The organism is Enterococcus sp. AZ156 (assembly GCF_051714165.1).
Taxonomy (GTDB): Bacteria; Bacillota; Bacilli; order Lactobacillales; family Enterococcaceae; genus Enterococcus_B; species Enterococcus_B pernyi.
Genome location: NZ_JBIORI010000001.1, coordinates 1,094,553 through 1,115,402 on the forward strand (window position 1 = coordinate 1,094,553; position 20,850 = coordinate 1,115,402).

Here is a 20,850-nt window from a genome sequence, read left to right on the forward strand (position 1 = left end):
ATGACTCACTCCTGTCGTCGTTAATCTACCCGTTTTTGGTTTGCATCACGCGTGTCAAAAGGTCGAACATACGCTTCGATTTCTTTTCTTTTTGCTTCTAATAATGGTGGCAAAGCAAGGATCTCTCCAGCTGTTTCAGCGGGTTCATCTCCAAAGAATCCAGGGCCATCGGTGGCTAATTCAAATAAGACATGAGTAGAAGCTAAGAAATACTCAGATTCAAAGTAAAAGCGATCAACAAATCCAGAGCTAGGGAGGGACGTTTGACTAATTTTATTGATCCAAAACTGTAGTGCTTCATGATCAGCGACACGTAAAGCGAGGTGATGGACATTGCCGTACCCTTCGATGGCCTTGGGTAGATCGGCACGATGTTCGACGATGATACTAGCGCCGTTTCCACCAGCACTAACTTCAAACAAATAAAAATCATCCACTTGTTCGGTTTCTTTAAAACCGAGTAAGGCCAGCAATACTGTTCGGATCGGCTCAAGATCACTCACACGTACGATGACCGGACCAAGTCCAGTGATTGCCACGTCTGTCGGTATACTACTGTTTTTCCAAGGAACACCCGCAGGAACGCCGCTATTTTTTTCATCCGAAATCAATTGATACGCTTGTTCATCGAAATCTTCAAATTCAAGATATTTCTTACCAAAACGTTCTTTGATCTCAGAATGAGTGATTTGGTATTTTTCAAAGCGAGCCAACCAATACTCTAATGCTGTATCGGAAGGGACACGAAAAGACGTACGTGCGATCGTATCCGTTCCTTTCGTTCCTTTTGGCTGGTTGGGAAAATCAAAAAAGGTCATATCTGTACCGGCAGAGCCATGTTCGTCGGTGAAATATAAGTGGTAAGTTTCAATATCATCTTGATTCACTGTCTTTTTGATCAAACGCATGCCTAAAATGTCTGTAAAGAAGCGATAGATTTTTGTTGCGCTAGATGTCATTGCTGTCACATGGTGGACGCCTCTGATTGTTGTATCCATAATTTATCCTCTTTTCTTTTAACTTACAAAAAGTAAGTGAATGTTATTAAAGTTAGTATAGGGCGTCACCAAAAATTTTGCAATAAATATGTCTTGCTAGTTGAAAGAGAGGTTGCTTCTGGAATATTGTTCACTCGATTTAATGAGAGGAAGAGGTGTAGTCAGCTAAGACGATATAAAAAAGCAACGCTCACGATAGTAAGATCGTAGACGTTGCTTAGATGAAATGACGATAGGAAAAGTCAGAATGCTTATTGATTTCCACGGACATCCAACAGTGAATAATTGCGGACATCAAAGCGATTGCGGCTTGAGGAATACTCGATGGGTTGACCATCTTTTAGATAGACTACTTGCTGGACTTCAAGAACTGGATCGGTCTCTGCACAATTCAAATATTGTTGATCAAATGCAGAGCTTTTATCTGCTGAGATCGCGCGATAGGCTCCGGCAAAATGGACATTGAGTTCTTTGTGCAAATAATCATAGATCGATGATAGGAGATGCTCTTTCTTTAATCCTGGAACAAGTTGAACTGGCATAAAAGTATGTTCTAGAATATACGGTTCATCATCTAAGATACGTAGGCGATGAATATTATACACAGGCTGTTCCGCATCGATCATCAAGCGTTCTTGAATAAAAGCATTAGGAAACTCAACATCGAATTGAATGATCTGACTTGTCAGCGAGCGTTGTCGGCGTTTCATTTGTAAACTTAATCCTTCGTATTCATTAGCTGGAGAAGTATCTTTGTTTAAATAAGGATGGCTTAAAATCTTAGTTCCAGACCCTCTTTGGGAATAAACGAGTCCTTCCATGGCTAAGATGTTGATGGCTTTTTTGATCGTCATTCGACTAGCGTTGAATTCTTCGACTAGATCCACCTGATTTGGTAAAAAACTATTTGGTGGATATTTTTTTGAACGAATTCGATCTCTTAGGACATTTGCGATTTCTTCATATTTTGGCACGTTTTTCACCTCACTTTGAGTATAACGAAAGATCATAGCGCCGACAACCAATAAAAGCATGAGAAGCGCGGATAGCTTTATCAGAGAATTTACTTTTTAATTTTGGTACAGGAAATAGCTGACTGATGTTTTATAGAGGACAGTTGCTCATTGCGATCAATAAAATACCAATTTATGTATGTTTCAAAACTTAAAGAAGCACCCATGAAAATGCAACGAGCAAATTTTCGTGGATGCTTCTTTGATTATTGTTCGTGAATATGTTTATTTCAACTTCAAATACTACATTCCTTTAGTATAGGATCAAACAACATCCAAATCAGGTTGTTTATCTAAGATCATCAAGAATGGATACCAGATAACTGCAACGATCACAAAATCGATCACTTGGAGTAAGCCACCTAACCATGAGTTTGTGGCTAAGACACCACTCGCGATGATTGGCACTGTCCATGGAACGGAGACACCAGTTGGCGCTGGTACGATACCTGCTGCCATTACAAGGTAGTTGAACGTTGTTACAACTAATGGTGCGACAACCCAAGGAATCAAAATAGTTGCGTTCAATACGATCGGTAAACCAAAAATTGCTGGTTCATTCACGTTGAAGATTCCTGGTGCAAGAGCTAAACGACCGACATCACGATATTGTTTTTTCTTCAAAACAAAGGCCATCAATAGTACAACTGCTAAAGTCATACCTGAGCCACCGATTCCGACAGTGAATGTTTCCATAAATGGTTTTGTGATGATGTGTGGCAATTCTTGACCATTTTGATATGCCTCTAAGTTATCAAGCATTAGTGTGTTCCAAATCGGGTCCATCACAGAGTTGACAATGATTTGACCATGAAGACCAAAGAACCATAAGAATTGTACAAAGAACAAAGCAATTAAAGTTGCAGGTAAACTACTTCCTAAACCAGTCAATGGTTTTTGGATAACTTCGTAAACCACATCATGCAAGTTTGCGTGGAAGACACCAGTCATCACTGCATTGATGATCAAGAAGACAGTTAAAGTAACCACTGCTGGGATCAACGCAGCAAATGATTTCGTCACAGCTGGTGGTACGCTTGCAGGCATTTTGATTTGCCAACCACGTTTAGTGATTCGGCAATAGATTTCACCTGCGATGAAAGCTGCGATCATACCGATGAACATTCCTTTTGCACCTAAGCGATCAAGAGTCAACACACCTGATACTTCTTCGCCACCAACAGTTGTCATGACGAAAGGTGTTAAGATCAAGAAGCTGGCGAATGAGACAGCCCCTCCAAAAATACCTTCTACATCATATGATTTAGATAAATAATAGCCAATACCAAAAGTAACAAAGACAGACATGATACTCATTGTTGCATTTTGTCCATTTCCAAATAAGCTAGACAACGTTCCTTTAGTCGCATCACTAAAGAAAGGTAAGTTATTGAAAACGACAACAATCGATCCGAACATTGTTAAAGGAAACGACAACATAAATGCATCCCGTAACACTGTCAAGTAACGATTTTGCCCTAGTAGGTTCGCTAAAGGCATGATTTTCTGAGCAAGTTTATCCATAAAACCGTTCATTCTATTCACCTCTATTTAAATTTGCAATCGATTACAAAATGAGTATAACTTCATTTTAGTTAAATGTCTAGTCATTTATTTAAAAAGTATTGATTTATTTTTAAGGTTTGGTATGATTACGTTATCAAAAGAAAAATAAGTGAGGGACTAAACATGACAAACTATGTATTTCCAGAAAATTTTTGGTGGGGTTCAGCTGCTAGTGGACCACAAACAGAAGGACGTGTAGCAGGAGATGGAAAAGGAGAAAATATTTGGGATCATTGGTACGACTTGGAGCCTGAGAAGTTTTTCAATCAAGTAGGACCAAGCAAGACTTCTCAAGTCTACACGAAGTATAAAGAGGATGTCGCATTGATGAAAGCTACTGGTCATAATACGTTCCGAACATCGATCCAGTGGAGTCGTTTGCTTCCTAATGGTACAGGGAAAGTAAATGAGCAAGCAGTCACTTTCTATCGTACGTATTTTGAAGAATTGATTGAAAATGGTATTGAACCCTTCGTCAATCTCTTCCATTTTGATATGCCGATGCCTTTACAAGAAAAAGGTGGCTGGTTAGCAAGAGAGACTGTTGATGCTTATGCTGAGTATGCCAAAACATGTTTTGAGCTATTCGGAGATCTTGTGAAGAAATGGTTTACGCACAATGAGCCGATCGTTCCTGTAGAAGGTGGCTATCTTTATCAGTTCCACTATCCAAATCATGTGGACTTCAAAGAAGCAGTTCAAGTGGGTTTCCACGAAAACTTGGCAAGTGCGAAGGCGATTCAGATCTACCATGAAACAGGACAAGATGGGGAGATCGGTATTATCCTGAATTTGACTCCAAGTTATCCACGTGACGAAAATAATGCGGCCGATGTGAAAGCTGCGGCGATTGCGGACGCCTTTTTCAATCGCTCATTCCTTGATCCAGCAATAAAAGGTGAATTTCCACAAGAGTTGATCGATATCGTCAAAGAATTGGATATCATGCCTGTTATGGAAGAAGGCGATTTGACGATCATCCAAGAAAATAAAGTGGATCTATTAGGAATCAATTACTATCAACCACGACGGATCAAAGCGAAAGAAACACCGATCGACAAAGATCGTGCGCCGTTACCAGATGATTATTTCGATAACTACGATATGCCGAATAAAAAAATGAATCCTTATCGTGGTTGGGAAATTTATGAGAAAGGTATCTATGATATCTTGACGAATACGAGAGAAAATTATGGCAATATCAAATGCTTTATCTCTGAAAATGGCATGGGTGTCGAAGGGGAAGAGCGCTACGTAAATGAACAAGGCATGATCGAAGATGATTATCGTATCGAGTTTGTGACAGATCATTTGAAATATGTGCATCAAGCCATTCAAGAAGGAACAAATTGTTTAGGGTATCATATGTGGACATGTATGGATAACTGGTCATGGACAAATGCGTATAAAAACCGTTATGGCTTTATCGCAGTCGATCTAGATCAAGATGGGAAACGGACGATCAAAAAATCAGGACACTGGTTTAAAGAAGTAGCAACAAATAATGGTTTTGACGCTTAATTAATGGCTTAAAAAACAAGTATTTTATAACTAAATGAATGGGATAAATTATTTTGAAATAAGGCGGTGAATCTAAAAATTAGATTTTCTGCCTTATTTTTTCTGTTGGAGCCATGGGCTTTTGAACCATATCCATAAGAATTGTTCTTCGTTTCTAATCGTGCTACACTAAAAGAAAAGAAGGAGGCGGTTTCAATGGTAGACACGTATAAAAATATTTTAGTAGCAATCGACGGTTCAGAAAAATCAGAAAAAGCATTTATTGAAGCAATCGCAACAGCAAAACGAAATCAAGCAAAATTACACATCTTGTATGTAAATGAGGTGTCAGGGAATTATTTTGGTGACTTTGCTTTTGTCACAACAAGTTTACAAGAAGAGTTAGATGAAGTGGCAGACAAACAAATGAAGGAACATCAAAATCTAGCGATCGAAAAAGGTTTGACGGATATTAAAACATATGTGTTATACGGTTATCCTAAAACATTGATCGCAAACTTCAACGAGTCAGAAGAGCCAATTGACTTGATCGTCATGGGGGCGACTGGGTTAAACGCCGTTGAACGTGCATTGGTTGGTTCAACGACTTCTTATGTGGTAAATCACGCGAAATGCAATGTATTAGTAGTAAAATAGAAGATGTTGTTCGAACTATTTACTTTTAACATATAATTTATCCGTTTTTGAGGATGCTGCATGATTCATTGCGCATCCTTTTTTGTTTTTCAGCAGAAAATGCGGTAGGATAAACAAGACAAACGTATTTCAAATAGGAGATGGATGAAATGGAACAACAATATGTCCAAGTAATGACGATCGCTGGATCAGATAGCGATGGAAGTGCAGGGATGCAAGCAGACTTGCATACGTTTTTTACAAGAAAGGTCTATGGGGTATCTGTTTTGACTGCTTGTGTCGCTGGAAATTCTTATGGAATCGGTGCAAGTGTTCCGTTACCTACGGATTTTATCGATAAAGAATTTGAACTGCTTGCAGATGATTACCAAGTCAAAGCAGCAAAGACTGGGATGCTAGCAGATGCGACATTGATCAATACCGTGGTCAAAAATATTCAAAGGTATGATTTCGGTCCCTTGGTAGTTGATCCAGTCATCATGACGAAACATGGCAATCAATTATTGGAAGAAGAAGCATTGACTACATTAAAAACAGCATTACTGCCATTGGCAGAAGTAGTGACTCCTAATTTTTATGAAGCAGAAAAACTGACTGGTCTCAAATTGAGAACAGAAGAAGATTATGAAAAAGCGGCTAAGATCCTCCAAGAGCTGGGACCCAAAAATGTTTTGATCAAAGGACATCATACTAGTGATTCCAATCAACAAACAGTGAGGGATTATGTTCGTTTAGCTTCAGGAAAAACATTTTGGTTAGAAGCACCATTTTATGCAACAGATCGCATCAATGGAACAGGTGATTCTTTATCTGCGTGTATTGCTGCTGAATTAGCAAAAGGAGAAACGGTGGAAGCAGCCATCCGTATTGCGAAACAATATGTCAATCAAGCAATCAAAGAAGAACTTTTTATTGGACATAAATATGGCCCAATCAATCATTGGGCGGCAAGTACGATCGACTAAGAACGCCATACCTGTTTGAACGATTCATACTATGGACTAAAAAAATAAGCTGGCTTGCTCAAAATAGTTTGAGTAAGCCAGCTTATCATTTATTGTTCTTCTAACAATTTTGGGTTACAAAATCGGTGAGAATAGTCTGGAGATTTGTTGTTTGAACAACAACCAATTTGACATTTCTTTGACTGTTTCAGTAGTCATCGGATTGCTTGCTTGTTCATCAAGTACAAATTGGTCGGCTAGTTGTTGCAAGAAAGCTGGATCATAAATGATTGCACTACTTTCAAAATTCAAACGATAGCTACGAATATCTTGGTTAGCTGATCCGACTATGCAGATTTCGTCGTCCATGATCAATGTTTTCGCATGTAAAAAGCCATTTTCATAAACTAAGATCTGTACATTTTCTTTGATCAATTGGCGAGCGTAGTACTGAGTTGCTCGGTAGATGAAAGGATGATCTGGTTTGTTAGGGATCATGATTTTCACCTCTACGCCAGAAGCGGCAGCGATTTTTAACGCAGCAATCACACTCTCATCAGGTACTAAATAAGGTGTTTGGATCCATACACGTTTTTTTGCTGAACTGATCAGCTTGATAAAGGATAACTTTATCTGTTCCCGTTCATTGTTCGGTCCGCTAGATACAAGTTGGATCGATGTTTGGTATAGTTGATCCTGATCTTCTTTCTCTGCTTTAAAGAAATAATCTAAATGATAGCCGACTTTTTTTTGATCTGGAACAGAGACATTCCAATCCATCAAAAAGCGAAGCTGTAATAAAGAGGCAGCGGCCCCATAAATACGAATATGCGTATCTCGCCAATAGCCAAATTTTTTGGTGTGGTTGACATATTGATCGGCGATGTTGAAACCACCTGTGTATCCAATCTTGCCATCAACAACAATGATTTTTCGATGATCATGATAATTCAGACGAAAGCGTAGAAGTGCCCGCTGGGAAGTGATGAACGTGTGGACATGACCACCATTTTCGACTAACTTTTTAAAATCTTTTGTTTTTGTGCCATGGGAGCCAAAGGCATCATAGAGTAAACGGACTTCGACACCTTCCGCTGCTTTTTTTTCCAATACTTTCAAGATTTGTTGGCCGATGTTGTCAGTAACGAAGGCATAATATTCGATATGGATCGAATGCTCAGCTGCTTCGATATCTTTCAGGACGGCTGTTAATTTTTCTTGACCGTCTGTCAGTAAAGTGACGGCATTTTTTCGTGTGAGTGGCATTTGATTCAAGGATGAAAAGAAATCAACGAAATGCTGATGATCTTCATTTTGGATGATGGGATCATAATGTTCCAAGGTATCCCCCTTGAAATCCTGGAAATTTTCCAGTTCTGTTAAATCACTCTGACGCAGATAGAATTTTTTCTTGTCGGTCAAACCACGGCCAAAGAAAAGGTAGAGAATAAAACCAAAACCAGGTAAAGCAAATAAAACAAGTAACCATGCCCAGATTGCTGCGACGTCACGAGGTTTGATCAAGATAGTTACAAGAGCAATAAGTGCGTTCAATACATATAAAAAAGTAATAATGCTTCCTACCACGAGTGAATCCTCCTTTATATAATAACACTAGTATAGCATGAGAAAGGGGAGAAGCATATTCACAAGAAAACAAAGGTGGAAATATTTTGAAAATATCAAGAGGATAAGCGAAAGTTGTTGCAATTTAAAAACAAATCATGTAGGATAAATGTACAGTTGAATATCTCCTTAGGGGAGTAACCGACAACATTTGTTGTGATAATATCAACAGTAAGTTAACCAAATGGTTTTCTGGTATTGTATGAAATGGTGAGACCTAAGACAAATCCGTATTTGTCTTAGGTCTCTTTTTTTTCAGGCGATAGCGGAAACAATAACTAAAATGGGGGATGAAATTTGGAAAACAAGGAACACGCACAATCAACGGTCTACAAAGAATCGATCGACACGTTGATGCAACAAACGCAAAGCTCACCAGATGGGTTGAGTAGTACGCAAGCAAAAGAAAAATTAGAAAGAGACGGCTTGAACCAACTGAAGGAAGCACCGAAGAAGCCAACTTGGAAACTGTTTCTCGAAACTTTTAAAGACGCTATGGTAATTGTGTTATTAGTTGTTGCATTGATTCAAATGGTGATGGGTGACTATATCGAATTTTTCGTTATCTTTGCCGTGTTGATGTTGAACTCAGTGATTAGTGTGATCCAAACGAAAAAAGCAGAAGGTTCACTTGAAGCATTGAAAAACCTTTCTGCACCAGATGCAAAAGTGATTCGTGACGGAAAAGAAATGACGATTCCGGCGAATGAATTAGTGGTTGGGGATATCGTTTTACTTGATGCAGGTGATTATGTACCGGCAGATGGACGTTTGTTAGAAGCTGGTTCATTAAAAGTTGACGAAGGAATGTTGACAGGTGAGTCGACATCAGCAGAAAAAGAAGTAGTAGAAATCACTCAGACTGTGCCGATCGGTGATCGCTTGAACATGGTCTTTAGTGGTACAATCATTACTTACGGTCGTGGGAAATTCTTAGTAACTGCTACAGGAAACAATACAGAAATCGGTGAAGTTGCTGGTTTATTAGAATCAACAACGGAACAAGTGACACCATTACAACGTGGATTAGATAAATTCAGTAAGAAGTTAAGTTTAGCCATTTTAGGCTTATCATTGGTGATTTTAGGTATCCAGTTATTCCGTATCTATATGGGTGGCGGAACAGGAGATATGACAGCAGATATCGTTAGTGCCATCATGTTTGCAGTCGCGGTTGCCGTAGCAGCGATCCCTGAAGCATTGCAGTCGATTGTAACGATCGTCTTGTCACTGGGAACCAATAAAATGGCCAAACGACATGCTATCATCCGTAAACTACCAGCTGTAGAAACATTAGGCTCAACGAGTATCATTTGTACGGATAAAACTGGTACATTGACACAAAACAAAATGACGGTTGTTGATTATTATTTAGCGAATGGGGCAACTGGTGATTTTTCAAATGATCCAAAAAACTGGTCTGTAGACGAACGTCGTTTAATTGAGATCAGTGTCTTGGCAAATGATGCGTCGATCAGTGAAGATGGTTCAAAACTAGGTGATCCAACAGAAGTCGCTTTTGTTGACTTCAGTGAAAAAATGAACCAACCTTATCGCGAGATCCGCCAAACGTATCCAAGACAAGCAGAATTACCATTTGACTCGGATCGAAAATTGATGTCAACAGCACATGAAATCGACAATCAACAATTCTTATTTGTCAAAGGTGGACCAGATATCGTGTTTGGCCGCAGTACAAAAGCATTAGTAAATGGTGAAGTCGTGCCAATGACAGATGAGTTAAGAAAAAAATTCCAAGAACAAAACGAAGCATTCTCAAAACGCGCGTTGCGTGTATTAGCCTTTGCTTATCGTCCAATTAATAGCCTAGAATTGTCATTTGATGATGAAGATGATTTGATCTTAGTTGGGATCATGGCAATGATCGATCCGCCAAGAGATGAAGTAACTCAAGCGGTCAAAGAAGCAAAAAGTGCTGGGATCAAAACGATCATGATCACTGGTGACCATAAAACAACTGCAGTTGCTATTGCAAAAGAAATCGGTATTTTTGCTGAAGGTGATCAAGCCTTGACTGGTACAGAATTAGATGAGCTATCAGAAGATCAATTGAATGAAGTATTGGAAAAAGTAACGGTTTATGCGCGTGTATCTCCGGAAAATAAAATCCGTATCGTGCGTGCTTGGCAAACAAAAGGTCATATCTCTGCGATGACTGGTGACGGAGTAAATGATGCTCCTGCCTTGAAACAAGCAGATATTGGTATTGCAATGGGTACAGGTACTGACGTAGCCAAAGATGCTGCAGCAATGGTTCTGACAGATGATAATTTCGCATCGATCGTCAGTGCAGTGGAAGTAGGACGTAATGTCTTTGATAATATCAAAAAGGCCATCTCTTACTTGTTTTCAGGAAACCTAGGTGCGATCATCGCGATCATCTTTGCCTTAGTTGCAGATTGGTCAAATCCATTTACAGCCTTACAATTATTGTTCATCAACTTAGTCAACGACTCATTACCAGCAATCGCGTTAGGAACTGAAAAAGCAGAGCCAGCGACAATGAAACGTCCACCAAGAGATCCAAATTCAGGTATCTTTACGGACAAAACATTGATCTCTGTGACGTATCGTGGCGTATTGATCGGTATTGCAGTTATTTTTGCTCAATGGTTAGGGATGCAACATTCACCTGAATTTGGCGTAGCGATGTCCTTCACAACGTTGATCTGGTGTCGTACATTGCAAACATTCCCAGCCCGTTCAAATACCCAAACAGCGATTCAAGCTGGTTTCTTCTCAAACCGCAGTGTTCTATTAGCAGTTGCTGTATGTAGTGCGCTTTACTGTATTGCAATGATCCCAGGACTAAAAGAAGTCTTCTCGATCCCAGCGGCATTTGGGTTGACTGAAGTCTTCACTTGTATCGGAATCGCGCTTGTAACGGTTGTGTTGATGGAAATCACTAAAATGATTTTGGTACGTGTACAAGGAAACAAATAATCATCAAAGAAAAAATAGTTCATCTATCACTTACGAATAACGATGAAATGTGATAGTTTTTAGCCTTTCGAATCAAAAAGAAATCCACGAGAATCGTTTCTTCGATTTTCGTGGATTTTGATTTATACTAAGAAACAAAGCTCATCGTTTTTCTGATAAAATATTTATTCCGAAAAGTGAAGATAAAAGGAGAAATATCCAAATGGACAAAGAAGAATGGAATACCTTTGCGAAAGACTATTACGAATCACAAAAAGAATCTAGTACGACGATCGTAGAGGATGTCGTTGCTTATCTAAAAAGCGAGGATTTATTACCAGCTGGCTCATTCGCAGATGTTGCCGGTGGTGCAGGGCGTTATCTGCCGTTAGCAAAAGAAATAGAACAATATGAGTTGATTGATTTTTCAGAAGAAATGCTTGTATATGCTGAACATGAAGCACAAATACTGGGGCTAAATAACTGTCAATTCATTTTGAAAGATTTTACTAATTTTTTACAAGAAGAGAAGACCTATGAACTTGTTTTTTCGGCAGCAAATCCCGCCTTGGTTTCTTGTGAACAATTGGAAAAACTGCGTGGGAAAGCGATGAGAGCTTGTTTGATCCTAAGAGTAGTCTCCTCAGAAGATAGTGTCTTCGTACCCCTTGAAAGGTATTTAGGGATCGAGGAATCTGACCCTAACACCTCGTCAACTATTATGGATCGGTTTGAGACGTATTTATCAAAGAAACACCTTTCTTATAAGAGAACTGAATTCACTTATGATTCACAGGAAGAAGTCACGCCTTCATTTTTGCGGGCTTATTATGAAGAAATGCAAGATGATCCACGTTTCCAGTCAGCTCTCCAAGAATTATTTAAAAACAGTGAGACAATTCAGAGTACAAATAAACTGACCTATCGATTATTGACTATCTATTAGTCAACGATCGAGGTCAGTTTTTTGCATTCATTATTTTTCTTTGTAAAAACGAATATCATTTTCAACTTTATAGATCGAGTAAGGTAGATCTGAATGATATTCAGCTGTTTCACCATTTCCCGGTAATGTTTCATTGAAGATCTTTTCATATTGATCAACCGTCAATGCTTCACGGTTATCTAACATCGCTTGATTGTCTTCTTTGGATAAGAAGTTTTGATAGCCTTCTTCTAAATATCCAGTGAAAAATTCACTCACAGCACCAGAACCATAGCTGAATAATCCGATACGGGCACCCGATTTCAACGCTTGAGAGTTTTCTAATAAAGAAATCAATCCCAAATAAAGGGACCCAGTGTATAGATTTCCTATTCGTCGACTATAGGTGATGCCTTCTTCATAACGAGCCATCAAACGTTTTTGCGTTGCCTCATCTGTTTCTTCGATCACACTTTGTAACGCTTTTTTCCCCATTTTTGTGTAAGGAATATGGAAGGTAAGCGCATCATAATCAGCAAGTGTTCGACCTGTTGTTTCTTTATATCTATTCCAGACTTTTTGGAAAGACTCAATATAAGTAGAGTTGGACAAAGGGCCATCTACTACAGGATATTGACTATAATTTGGACGCCAAAAGTCATAAATATCTTCTGTTAAAAAGACGCTGTGGTCTTCAAGAGAAAGAATCCGAGGGTTTTGTGTGATCATCATAGCGACCGCACCTACACCTTGAGTCACTTCACCACCACTTGCTAAACCGTAGCGAGCAATATCGCTCGCAATCACTAAGACTTTACGATCTGGATGATTTTTGACATATTCTTTTGCCATGTGCAAAGCTGCTGTTCCCCCGTAACAAGCTTCTTTTACTTCGAATGAACGAGCAAAAGGTTGAATTTTTAACAAATGATGGATGATCACAGCACTTGCCTTTGATTGGTCGATGCCTGATTCGGTACCTACAATGACCATATCGATTTTCTCACGATCTTCTTCTGTGACGATTTTACTCGCTGCATTTGCTCCTAGCGTGACGATGTCTTCATAAACTTGATTGACAGCCATCTGATCTTGACCGATCCCGATATGGTATTTGGCAGGATCATCTCCACGTCTGTTTGCTAATTCAGTCATATCTAAAAATAAATTAGGAATAAAAAAGGAAAGACGATCAATCCCTATTTTCATTTCAACACCTCTTTACTCATGATAAAAAACTTACTTTATTAAAGTATCACAAAATCGCTAAAAGAAATACAAAAAAGCTAATTTTTAAGGATTTGTAAAAAAATATAGCGCTTTTTTTAAAAGGTGTATGTTATATTTGTATTTCCGGTAAAGAATGGTATATTTTTGTAGGAGATACTTGACAGTTAGAAAATAATCAACTGTCCATCTTTTATACAATTTAATAAGAAGTGTATTTTAATTTTTACGAAACCATTCACATTGTTCTATCCATTTGATATAGACAAACATTTTGAAGAATGTCTCGTCGGTTACAGCGTGACGTTGTTCGCAAATATATGAGAAATAAGGAGGGAATCCGTTTGCGCAAAAGATTGTAACACCTATAAATCTGTCGCGTTTTATATAATACGTGGATAAGTAAATTTATAGGCTTTGGCAACGGGTGGCTTAACTTGAAGGAAGTCGTTATTATAGATGCTGCACGAACACCGATTGGAAAGTATCGTGGTAGCTTAAGCAGTTATTCTGCTGTTGAGTTGGGAACATTCATTACAACAGAAATCCTTGAACGAACAGGGATAAACAAAGAAGCAATCAATCAAGTCATTTTTGGAAATGTGCTTCAAGCAGGGAATGGGCAAAATGTTGCACGACAAATTGCGATCAATAGCGGAATCCCCGTTAGTGTTCCGGCAATGACAATCAATGAAGTTTGTGGATCTGGGATGAAATCAGTGATCCTTGCGCGTCAACAAATCCAACTAGGCGAAGCGGACCTGATCATAGCCGGTGGTGTTGAAAGCATGACTAGAGCGCCGATGATCCAAGTGAGCGATCCAGAAAACGAGAAAATCGAAGAAATCTCAAGTATGGTCAATGATGGATTAACCGATGCATTTTCCAATACTCATATGGGACTGACAGCAGAAAATGTGGCAAAACAATTTTCTGTGACGAGAGCAGAGCAAGATCAATATGCACTGGCTTCACAATTAAAAGCAGGACAAGCCAGCGAGTCAGGGGTCTTCAAGGAAGAAATCATTCCAATTTCCCGTAATGAAGAAGTATTTGCAACAGATGAAGCAGTGCGAGGAAATAGTACATTAGAAAAATTAAGCACCTTACGGACGGTTTTTGCGGAGGACGGCACAGTTACTGCTGGAAATGCTTCACCTTTGAACGATGGTGGCTCTGTACTGATCTTAGCGTCTAAAGACTATGCGATTGCTCATGGCTTACCGTATTTAGCTACGATCAAAGGAGTCTCTGAAGTTGGGATCGATCCCAGTATCATGGGGGTAGCTCCAATCAAAGCAATCAATACCTTGATGGAGAAAACAGAGCTTTCCTTGGACGACATCGATCTATTTGAAATTAACGAAGCGTTTGCTGCGTCATCGATCGTTGTGAATCGTGAATTGAATCTCCCATCAGAGAAAGTCAATATTTATGGTGGTGCGATTGCGTTAGGCCATCCGATTGGTGCTAGTGGCGCTCGTATCTTGACTACTTTAGGCTATGCGTTAAGAAGGCAGCACCAACGATACGGAGTAGCTTCATTATGTATTGGTGGCGGTCTTGGATTAGCTGTTCTTTTGGAAGCTAATTTGCAAGAAACTGGTGATAACAAAAAAAAAAAGTTTTATGAACTAACGCCAGAACAACGTAGACAGCGATTAGTTCAAGAAAAAGTGATTTCCCAAGCAGAAGCAACAGGTTTTAAAGAATCTGTTTTAACAGAAGATATCGCCAACCATTTGATTGAAAATCAAATCAGCCAAGTAGAGATCCCATTAGGTGTCGCATTGAATTTTCAAGTGAACGGTCAAAAAAAATGGATTCCTATGGCAACGGAAGAACCTTCTGTAATTGCTGCAGCGAGCAATGGCGCAAAAATATGTGGCGATATCAGCGTTCAGATACCCCAACGATTGATGCGTGGGCAGATCGTCTTAACTGGTCGTTGTGATTATCGAAAAATCAAAGAAGTCATTGAAGCAAGAAAACCAGAATTGGTCACTTGTGCAAACGAAAGCTATCCTTCGATTGTCAAGCGTGGTGGAGGTGTCCGAGAAATTTCTACTCGAGAATTTATGGGGAGCGAGCATGCCTATCTTTCACTTGATTTTTTAGTGGATGTCAAAGATGCGATGGGTGCGAATATCATCAACTCGATTTTGGAGGGAGTTGCGGTTCGTATCAAAGAATGGTTCCCTGAACAAGAAATCTTGTTCAGTATCTTAAGTAATCTGGCGACGGAATCTTTAGCAATCGCGACTTGTATGATTCCTTTTGAGCGATTGGCAAAGGACAAAGAAACGGGTCAACTGATTGCTGAAAAGATTCGTCAAGCGAGTGAATACGCAAAATTGGATCCTTATCGGGCAACGACCCACAACAAAGGAATCATGAATGGTATCGAAGCGGTCATCTTAGCCACAGGAAATGATACACGAGCAGCCGCAGCGGCTATTCATGCCTATGCTGCTCGAAATGGTAGTTACCAAGGGTTGACTGACTGGCAAATCAAGGAAGATCATTTGGTAGGGAAATTGACGGTTCCTTTAGCTGTTGCGACAGTAGGGGGCGCTTCCCGAGTTTTACCGAAAGCGAAAGCTTCTTTAGATATGTTAGCAATTGATTCTGCACAAGAATTGGCACAAGTGATTGCAGCTGTTGGTTTAGCACAAAACCTGGCGGCACTGCGTGCACTTGTTAGTGACGGTATCCAAAAAGGACATATGTCCTTACAAGCGAGAGCATTAGCAATCACAGTTGGTGCCAAAGGGGACGAAATCGAGAGAGTTGCCGCAAAGCTTAGGGAGTCAGGAACGATCAACCAACAAAGCGCACTAGCTGCCTTAGAAGCTATCCAGGCGAGCAAAAACTAGGAATAATTTGCGAAATGGGCGTAGTAGCTGAGGAAAAATGACAAATAATTTTCATTATTATAACGTGCCTCTAAAAACACATAAAAAAATACCTATGCTAAGTATGAAGAATCTATAATCTGAAATTTATTTTTTTCATAAGAGGCCATCACGTCTTTTTATGCTATTTTCATTTTTTTGAGGTTGTATAATATCAAACAAAACGTAACAGACCTTGTCGATTAAAGGTTTTCTGTTACGTTTTTTTACATACTCTGATCTAAAAAATATAGAACATATATTATTAAATTTTAAAAATAATTTATATAACATTAAAAAAAGCTAAAGTTTTTTAAGCTTATTTGAGGTTCTCTTGTGAATAAATAATCTAACAGGTATACTTTTCCTCAAATAGAATAACTTGTTAGGCGAGACTCCTAAACAAACATAGGCTATTGCGCAGAAACGTCGAAAGACGCCAATGTGTAAAACAGGAATTGTCGGATTAAGGCTCTTCATAAGATAGCTAAGAGAAATCTTTACGTTGTTTAGTGTCAAAACTCACACGATGAGACTGAAAAGCCAATCGTTTTTTTCGTTTGGCTTTTTTTATTCAAGATGGGTAAGTGACGTATCTCCGCTGTAACACAAAGGAGAAATATAGGATGGGTGTAAAAGACATAAGAAAAATAGATTTGTATTTGCTCGTACCATATCTGTTGATCAGTGTAATAGGATTATTGATGATCTATAGTGCGAGTACGTTCCGTTTGATGTCATTCGATCAAAGTACAAATCAACTTTTAGTTCGACAAATGGTATTTGTAGCACTTAGTTGGGCAATGATTTTTTTCATTTACCGAGTGAAACCTGCATTTATACTCAATCATCGAATCGTAAAAATAATGATGGGGATCGGTATCGTGGGGCTGATCTTGACAAAGGTACCTGGGATTGGTGTCAATATCAGTGGTGCGCAACGATGGATCTCAATTGCAGGTTTTCAATTTCAACCTGCTGAAATTGTCAATGTCGGTATGATTTTTTATTTAGCTTATTATTTTAGAAAACCCAAGCAATCATTGAATGAATTAAAAAAACCCTTTTTTATCATCGCTTTATGTTCTCTGCTGATTTTATTCCAACCAAAAGTAGCTGGTGCGATCTTGTTGATCATCTTAGCTGCAATCATGATCACGACGGTTCAATTACCAGTTCGCTATATTTTATTGTTTTTTGCAGGACTGTTCAGTCTCTTTTTGCTCCTTGGCGGCATTATTTATTTACTAGGGCAAAATGACCTATTACCAAGTATTTTTGCTCATACTTATGATCGCTTGAGCATTGCTTTTAATCCTTTTTTAGATCCTTATGGAAAAGGATTTCAGATGAGTCAATCTTATTATGCCATGTACAACGGTGGGCTTTTTGGATTAGGACTGGGAAATAGTATTACCAAAAAGGGCTATTTACCAGTAGCCGAGACTGATTTTATTTTTTCGATTATTTTAGAAGAGTTAGGCCTGATCGTAGGCTTACTGATTCTAGCAATGTTATTTTCGATTATTTTGCGCTTATTTGTCTTGAGTGCGAATGAACCAAATCAGCAGATCGGGTTGATTTATTTGGGAACAGGGATGTTGTTATTGCTACAGACAAGTATCAATATTGCAAGTATCAGTGGCATGATCCCAATGACAGGTATTCCGCTTCCTTTTATTAGTTATGGAGGATCAAGCTATTTGATTTTATCCATGCTTTTGGGTGTTTGCCTGAAACTGTCCTCACGAGGTAAGCAAAATGAAATTTAAAATAAATGAATTCAACTATGCATTATTTTTACCAATCTTTCTTTTATATTTATTAAGTGTCGGTGTGCAATATGGGGCAGCTGTTTATGACCAAGTTCCAGTCCGAGGAGTCGTGCTTCGACAAATCGTGTTTTGTTTGATGTCGGTCGGGCTGTTGTTTCTAACACAACGAGTGAAAACAGTCGTATTGTTAAGATATTCTCCTTATCTTTATGGCTTTTCACTTTTTGTGATGGGCCTGTTGTATCAGTTTTATGATCCGGTGATGTTTCAACTCACAGGCACCAAACGTTGGCTTAGGATCGGCAGCTTTTCATTTCAACCTTCTGAATTAGTGAAACTCACCTTTATCTTAGTGGTTGTTTATTTGACCTTGATCTATGAGCAAAAGGTGAAGCAACGAACCGTTAAAACTGATTTATTTTATGTAGGAAAGATATTACTGGTTAGTTTACCGACCTTTTTATTGATGTACATGCAAAAAGATTTTGGAACAAGTTTGGTTTTTGTCATATGCTTGGGGGCATTATTCATGATCGCTGGGGTACATTGGAAGATCATGACGGCAATAACCTCGATTCTAGTTATTCTCGGGGCCATTTTGATTGCTTTAGTTTTTACTGAATACGGACACCAGATTTTATATCGTCTGAATTTTAAGACTTATCAGTTAGATCGAGTACGCGCATGGGTTGATCCATTTGCATATAGCCAATCGATTGGTTATCAACAATCACAAAGTTTACTTTCTATCGGGGCAGGTGGGTTTAGTGGCAGGGCCGAAGCAATCAATCCTATCTATGTGCCCGTTCGTGAATCAGATATGGTCTTTACAGTGATTGCTGAAACATTTGGCTTTTTAGGAAGCGTTTCTGTGCTCTTTTTATATTTTTATCTTTTTTACCAAATCATTTATAGCGCAATCGAAACAAATAATAAAGGAAATGTGTATTTTGCGATTGTCTTCGTATTTGGTTTGTTATTCCAAGTGTTTGAAAATATTGGAGCTGCGATCGGTCTACTCCCATTAACAGGGATTCCTTTACCATTTTTAAGTCAAGGAGGAACTTCCCTCTTGGTTATTGGCTGTGGTTTAGGCATTATTTTAGGATTTAAAAAGTATGAATGAGAAGTAGAAGGGAAGTTATTATGAAACAGATGCCAAAAGGAACATTGGTGGTAGCATTCGTATCACTCGTCTTATTGACGACTTTGACCACACTAGTTATGACAGAAAACACCTTATTCAACCAACTTGATTTAGCCATTTATCAACAGGAGCGATTAATCGAATTCCCAATATTAACAACATTTTTTAGTTATTTTGCAAAACTAGCAACGATTATTCCTACTTTATTTTTCACAGGGTTGCTTGCAATTTTTAGTTGGCGGAAACAGTACCACAAATTAGCCATTTGGCAAGTCTTAATGGTTTTGACAGTTAGTTTGATTGGCTACGTGATGAAACAAGCTATCCAGCGGACACGACCTGATGTGGAGCAATTGATTCCTAGATCTTCTTACTCTTTTCCAAGTGGTCATTCGATTTTGTCTATGACGCTATTCTTAGTATTTTTGATCACCATGTACATTATTTATCGCGAGAAAAGGGTAAATAAACTAGTATGGGTGGGGGCTCTATATCCATTATTGATTGCTAGTTCTAGAATTTATTTGAGAGTACATTATCCTAGCGATATCTTGGCAGGTTTTTTACTGAGTTTTTCAGTTGTTTTCTTATGCTATAGTCTGTTTTTCTCTTTTATCACTGAAAAAACAGTAAGAAAAAAGCACCAACAAAAACGAATATTCACTAGAAAACAAAAAGTTTTATTGTCTATTATGGCATTTCTTTTCCTATTAGTAGGTTCTGCAGTTGCGTATGGTGTTCGCTTTTACTACGATGCCAGACAGACCGTGACTTCGATGCAACAACCGTTACAAAGAGAAACCGTTCAGCGGGAAAAGGATACGCCAGTCAGCATTTTAGTTTTAGGTATCGCCAATAATTCAATTAGAAAAACGGACTATCGTGCAAATACGATCATGTTGGTGACATTGAATAATCAAAAGAAAACAACGACGATCACGAGTATTCCTCGAGATTCTTTCGTAGAAATTGCCAATATGGATGGACTGGTTGATAAAATCAACCATGCTCATTCTTACGGTGGTATCGACATGATGGTGGATACGGTTGAACAATATCTTGATATACCGATTCATCACTATGTATCGTTGAATATGGATGGATTAGAAGCGTTGATCGATGCTGTGGGAGGAATCACTGTAAATAATGCGTTTGAGTTTACAGCAGAAGACATCCATTATCCAGAAGGAACGCTAGAATTAAATGGTTGGGAAGGATTACAGTATGCGCGCATGCGAGCAGAAGATCCTGAGGATGACTATGGGCGACAGAAAAGGCAAAGGGAAGTCGTCAATATTTTAGTCAATGAGTTCTTATCTGTGAAAAGTTTATTCAATTATCGCCAGCTTTTAGAGGTAGTCGGTGAAAATGGGACAACGGATATGTCCTTAGATGAAATGCTCGGAATGATGAATGAATACCATTCGGCATTATCCAATATCACGAACCATCAGTTGAAAGGTGAACAATATATTGGTGATGGCATCTTGGGAGAAGCAGGGATCTACTATGAGAAGATACCCGATGAGGAACGGATGAGAGTGATGCAGTTGGTGCAAGAGCAATTAGAAACAACAGGGAAGAACGCAGCGCAACAATAGGAACAATCGATATTCTCTTTTTTACATTTATAAA

Annotated in this window: 14 protein-coding genes and 1 riboswitch; of the genes, 9 read left to right on the top strand and 5 right to left on the bottom strand. The window is 38.8% G+C overall.

Translation table 11 applies throughout. The features are described from left to right. Positions 1 to 20: 20 nt before the first annotated feature. The 3 genes from IGJ95_RS05305 to celB all read right to left on the bottom strand — a co-directional run bounded on the left by IGJ95_RS05305 (position 21) and on the right by celB (position 3,547). Entirely contained in the window at positions 21 to 998 is a 978-nt protein-coding gene (locus IGJ95_RS05305) for a ring-cleaving dioxygenase (protein ID WP_023519446.1), read from the bottom strand. Between the two features lie 251 nt (positions 999 to 1,249). Continuing rightward, positions 1,250 to 1,972, bottom strand: a complete 723-nt coding sequence (locus IGJ95_RS05310; RefSeq protein WP_023519447.1) for a GntR family transcriptional regulator — start codon at positions 1,970 to 1,972, stop codon at positions 1,250 to 1,252. Positions 1,973 to 2,275: 303 nt separating this feature from the next. After that, a complete protein-coding gene (celB, locus tag IGJ95_RS05315) occupies positions 2,276 to 3,547 on the bottom strand; it encodes a PTS cellobiose transporter subunit IIC (RefSeq protein WP_010735815.1) in 1,272 nt (423 codons plus the stop codon). A 153-nt stretch (positions 3,548 to 3,700) separates the two neighbouring features. Between celB and IGJ95_RS05320 the strand changes: the two genes are divergently transcribed. The 3 genes from IGJ95_RS05320 (at position 3,701) to thiD (ending at position 6,699) form a co-directional block, all read left to right on the top strand. Then, positions 3,701 to 5,098 (top strand): glycoside hydrolase family 1 protein, encoded by a 1,398-nt coding sequence (locus tag IGJ95_RS05320; RefSeq protein WP_023519448.1) that lies wholly within the window; start codon positions 3,701 to 3,703, stop codon positions 5,096 to 5,098. 195 nt (positions 5,099 to 5,293) lie between these two features. Next, complete coding sequence (locus IGJ95_RS05325; protein ID WP_010735813.1) at positions 5,294 to 5,734, top strand: universal stress protein; 441 nt, start codon at positions 5,294 to 5,296, stop codon at positions 5,732 to 5,734. 149 nt (positions 5,735 to 5,883) lie between these two features. Continuing rightward, positions 5,884 to 6,699 (top strand): bifunctional hydroxymethylpyrimidine kinase/phosphomethylpyrimidine kinase, encoded by an 816-nt coding sequence (gene thiD, locus IGJ95_RS05330; RefSeq protein ID WP_062805421.1) that lies wholly within the window; start codon positions 5,884 to 5,886, stop codon positions 6,697 to 6,699. A gap of 114 nt (positions 6,700 to 6,813) precedes the next feature. Here thiD and cls read toward each other — a convergent pair whose 3' ends face one another. Continuing rightward, positions 6,814 to 8,265 (bottom strand): cardiolipin synthase, encoded by a 1,452-nt coding sequence (gene cls / locus IGJ95_RS05335; protein WP_010735811.1) that lies wholly within the window; start codon positions 8,263 to 8,265, stop codon positions 6,814 to 6,816. A gap of 336 nt (positions 8,266 to 8,601) precedes the next feature. On the opposite strand from cls, the gene IGJ95_RS05340 reads away from it, so the two are divergent. Both IGJ95_RS05340 and IGJ95_RS05345 read left to right on the top strand, forming a co-directional pair. After that, positions 8,602 to 11,268, top strand: a complete 2,667-nt coding sequence (locus tag IGJ95_RS05340) for a cation-translocating P-type ATPase (RefSeq protein ID WP_010735810.1) — start codon at positions 8,602 to 8,604, stop codon at positions 11,266 to 11,268. Between the two features lie 202 nt (positions 11,269 to 11,470). Further along, on the top strand, positions 11,471 to 12,193 hold the full coding sequence (locus IGJ95_RS05345; protein ID WP_010735809.1) for a class I SAM-dependent methyltransferase: 723 nt from the start codon (positions 11,471 to 11,473) through the stop codon (positions 12,191 to 12,193). A gap of 30 nt (positions 12,194 to 12,223) precedes the next feature. On the opposite strand, the gene IGJ95_RS05350 is transcribed toward IGJ95_RS05345, so the two are convergent. Next, positions 12,224 to 13,381 carry a hydroxymethylglutaryl-CoA synthase gene (locus tag IGJ95_RS05350; RefSeq protein ID WP_010735808.1) on the bottom strand — a complete coding sequence of 386 codons (1,158 nt, stop codon included), beginning with the start codon at positions 13,379 to 13,381 and terminating at the stop codon, positions 12,224 to 12,226. Positions 13,382 to 13,836: 455 nt separating this feature from the next. Between IGJ95_RS05350 and IGJ95_RS05355 the strand changes: the two genes are divergently transcribed. From IGJ95_RS05355 to IGJ95_RS05370, 4 genes are all read left to right on the top strand, one after another. After that, positions 13,837 to 16,275, top strand: a complete 2,439-nt coding sequence (locus IGJ95_RS05355; protein ID WP_096081460.1) for a hydroxymethylglutaryl-CoA reductase, degradative — start codon at positions 13,837 to 13,839, stop codon at positions 16,273 to 16,275. A gap of 392 nt (positions 16,276 to 16,667) precedes the next feature. Next, positions 16,668 to 16,835, top strand: a riboswitch (M-box (ykoK) riboswitch). An 84-nt stretch (positions 16,836 to 16,919) separates the two neighbouring features. Next, on the top strand, positions 16,920 to 18,065 hold the full coding sequence (locus IGJ95_RS05360; protein WP_010735805.1) for an FtsW/RodA/SpoVE family cell cycle protein: 1,146 nt from the start codon (positions 16,920 to 16,922) through the stop codon (positions 18,063 to 18,065). After that, entirely contained in the window at positions 18,055 to 19,194 is a 1,140-nt protein-coding gene (locus IGJ95_RS05365) for an FtsW/RodA/SpoVE family cell cycle protein (protein WP_010735804.1), read from the top strand. Before IGJ95_RS05360 ends, IGJ95_RS05365 begins: the two co-directional genes overlap by 11 nt. Before the next feature lie 20 nt (positions 19,195 to 19,214). Beyond that, positions 19,215 to 20,816: a phosphatase PAP2/LCP family protein gene (locus IGJ95_RS05370; protein ID WP_023519455.1), complete on the top strand. Its 1,602-nt coding sequence runs from the start codon at positions 19,215 to 19,217 to the stop codon at positions 20,814 to 20,816. The last annotated feature ends 34 nt before the right edge of the window (positions 20,817 to 20,850 follow it).

What these genes read in the sequence shown, in the direction of transcription:
- IGJ95_RS05305 (WP_023519446.1), bottom strand. Translation starts at nt 998, where the DNA reads ATGGATACAACAATCAGAGGCGTCCACCATGTGACAGCAATGACATCT.
- celB (WP_010735815.1), bottom strand. Translation starts at nt 3,547, where the DNA reads ATGAACGGTTTTATGGATAAACTTGCTCAGAAAATCATGCCTTTAGCG.
- IGJ95_RS05320 (WP_023519448.1), top strand. Translation starts at nt 3,701, where the DNA reads ATGACAAACTATGTATTTCCAGAAAATTTTTGGTGGGGTTCAGCTGCT.
- IGJ95_RS05325 (WP_010735813.1), top strand. Translation starts at nt 5,294, where the DNA reads ATGGTAGACACGTATAAAAATATTTTAGTAGCAATCGACGGTTCAGAA.
- thiD (WP_062805421.1), top strand. Translation starts at nt 5,884, where the DNA reads ATGGAACAACAATATGTCCAAGTAATGACGATCGCTGGATCAGATAGC.
- IGJ95_RS05345 (WP_010735809.1), top strand. Translation starts at nt 11,471, where the DNA reads ATGGACAAAGAAGAATGGAATACCTTTGCGAAAGACTATTACGAATCA.
- IGJ95_RS05350 (WP_010735808.1), bottom strand. Translation starts at nt 13,381, where the DNA reads ATGAAAATAGGGATTGATCGTCTTTCCTTTTTTATTCCTAATTTATTT.
- IGJ95_RS05360 (WP_010735805.1), top strand. Translation starts at nt 16,920, where the DNA reads ATGGGTGTAAAAGACATAAGAAAAATAGATTTGTATTTGCTCGTACCA.
- IGJ95_RS05365 (WP_010735804.1), top strand. Translation starts at nt 18,055, where the DNA reads ATGAAATTTAAAATAAATGAATTCAACTATGCATTATTTTTACCAATC.
- IGJ95_RS05370 (WP_023519455.1), top strand. Translation starts at nt 19,215, where the DNA reads ATGAAACAGATGCCAAAAGGAACATTGGTGGTAGCATTCGTATCACTC.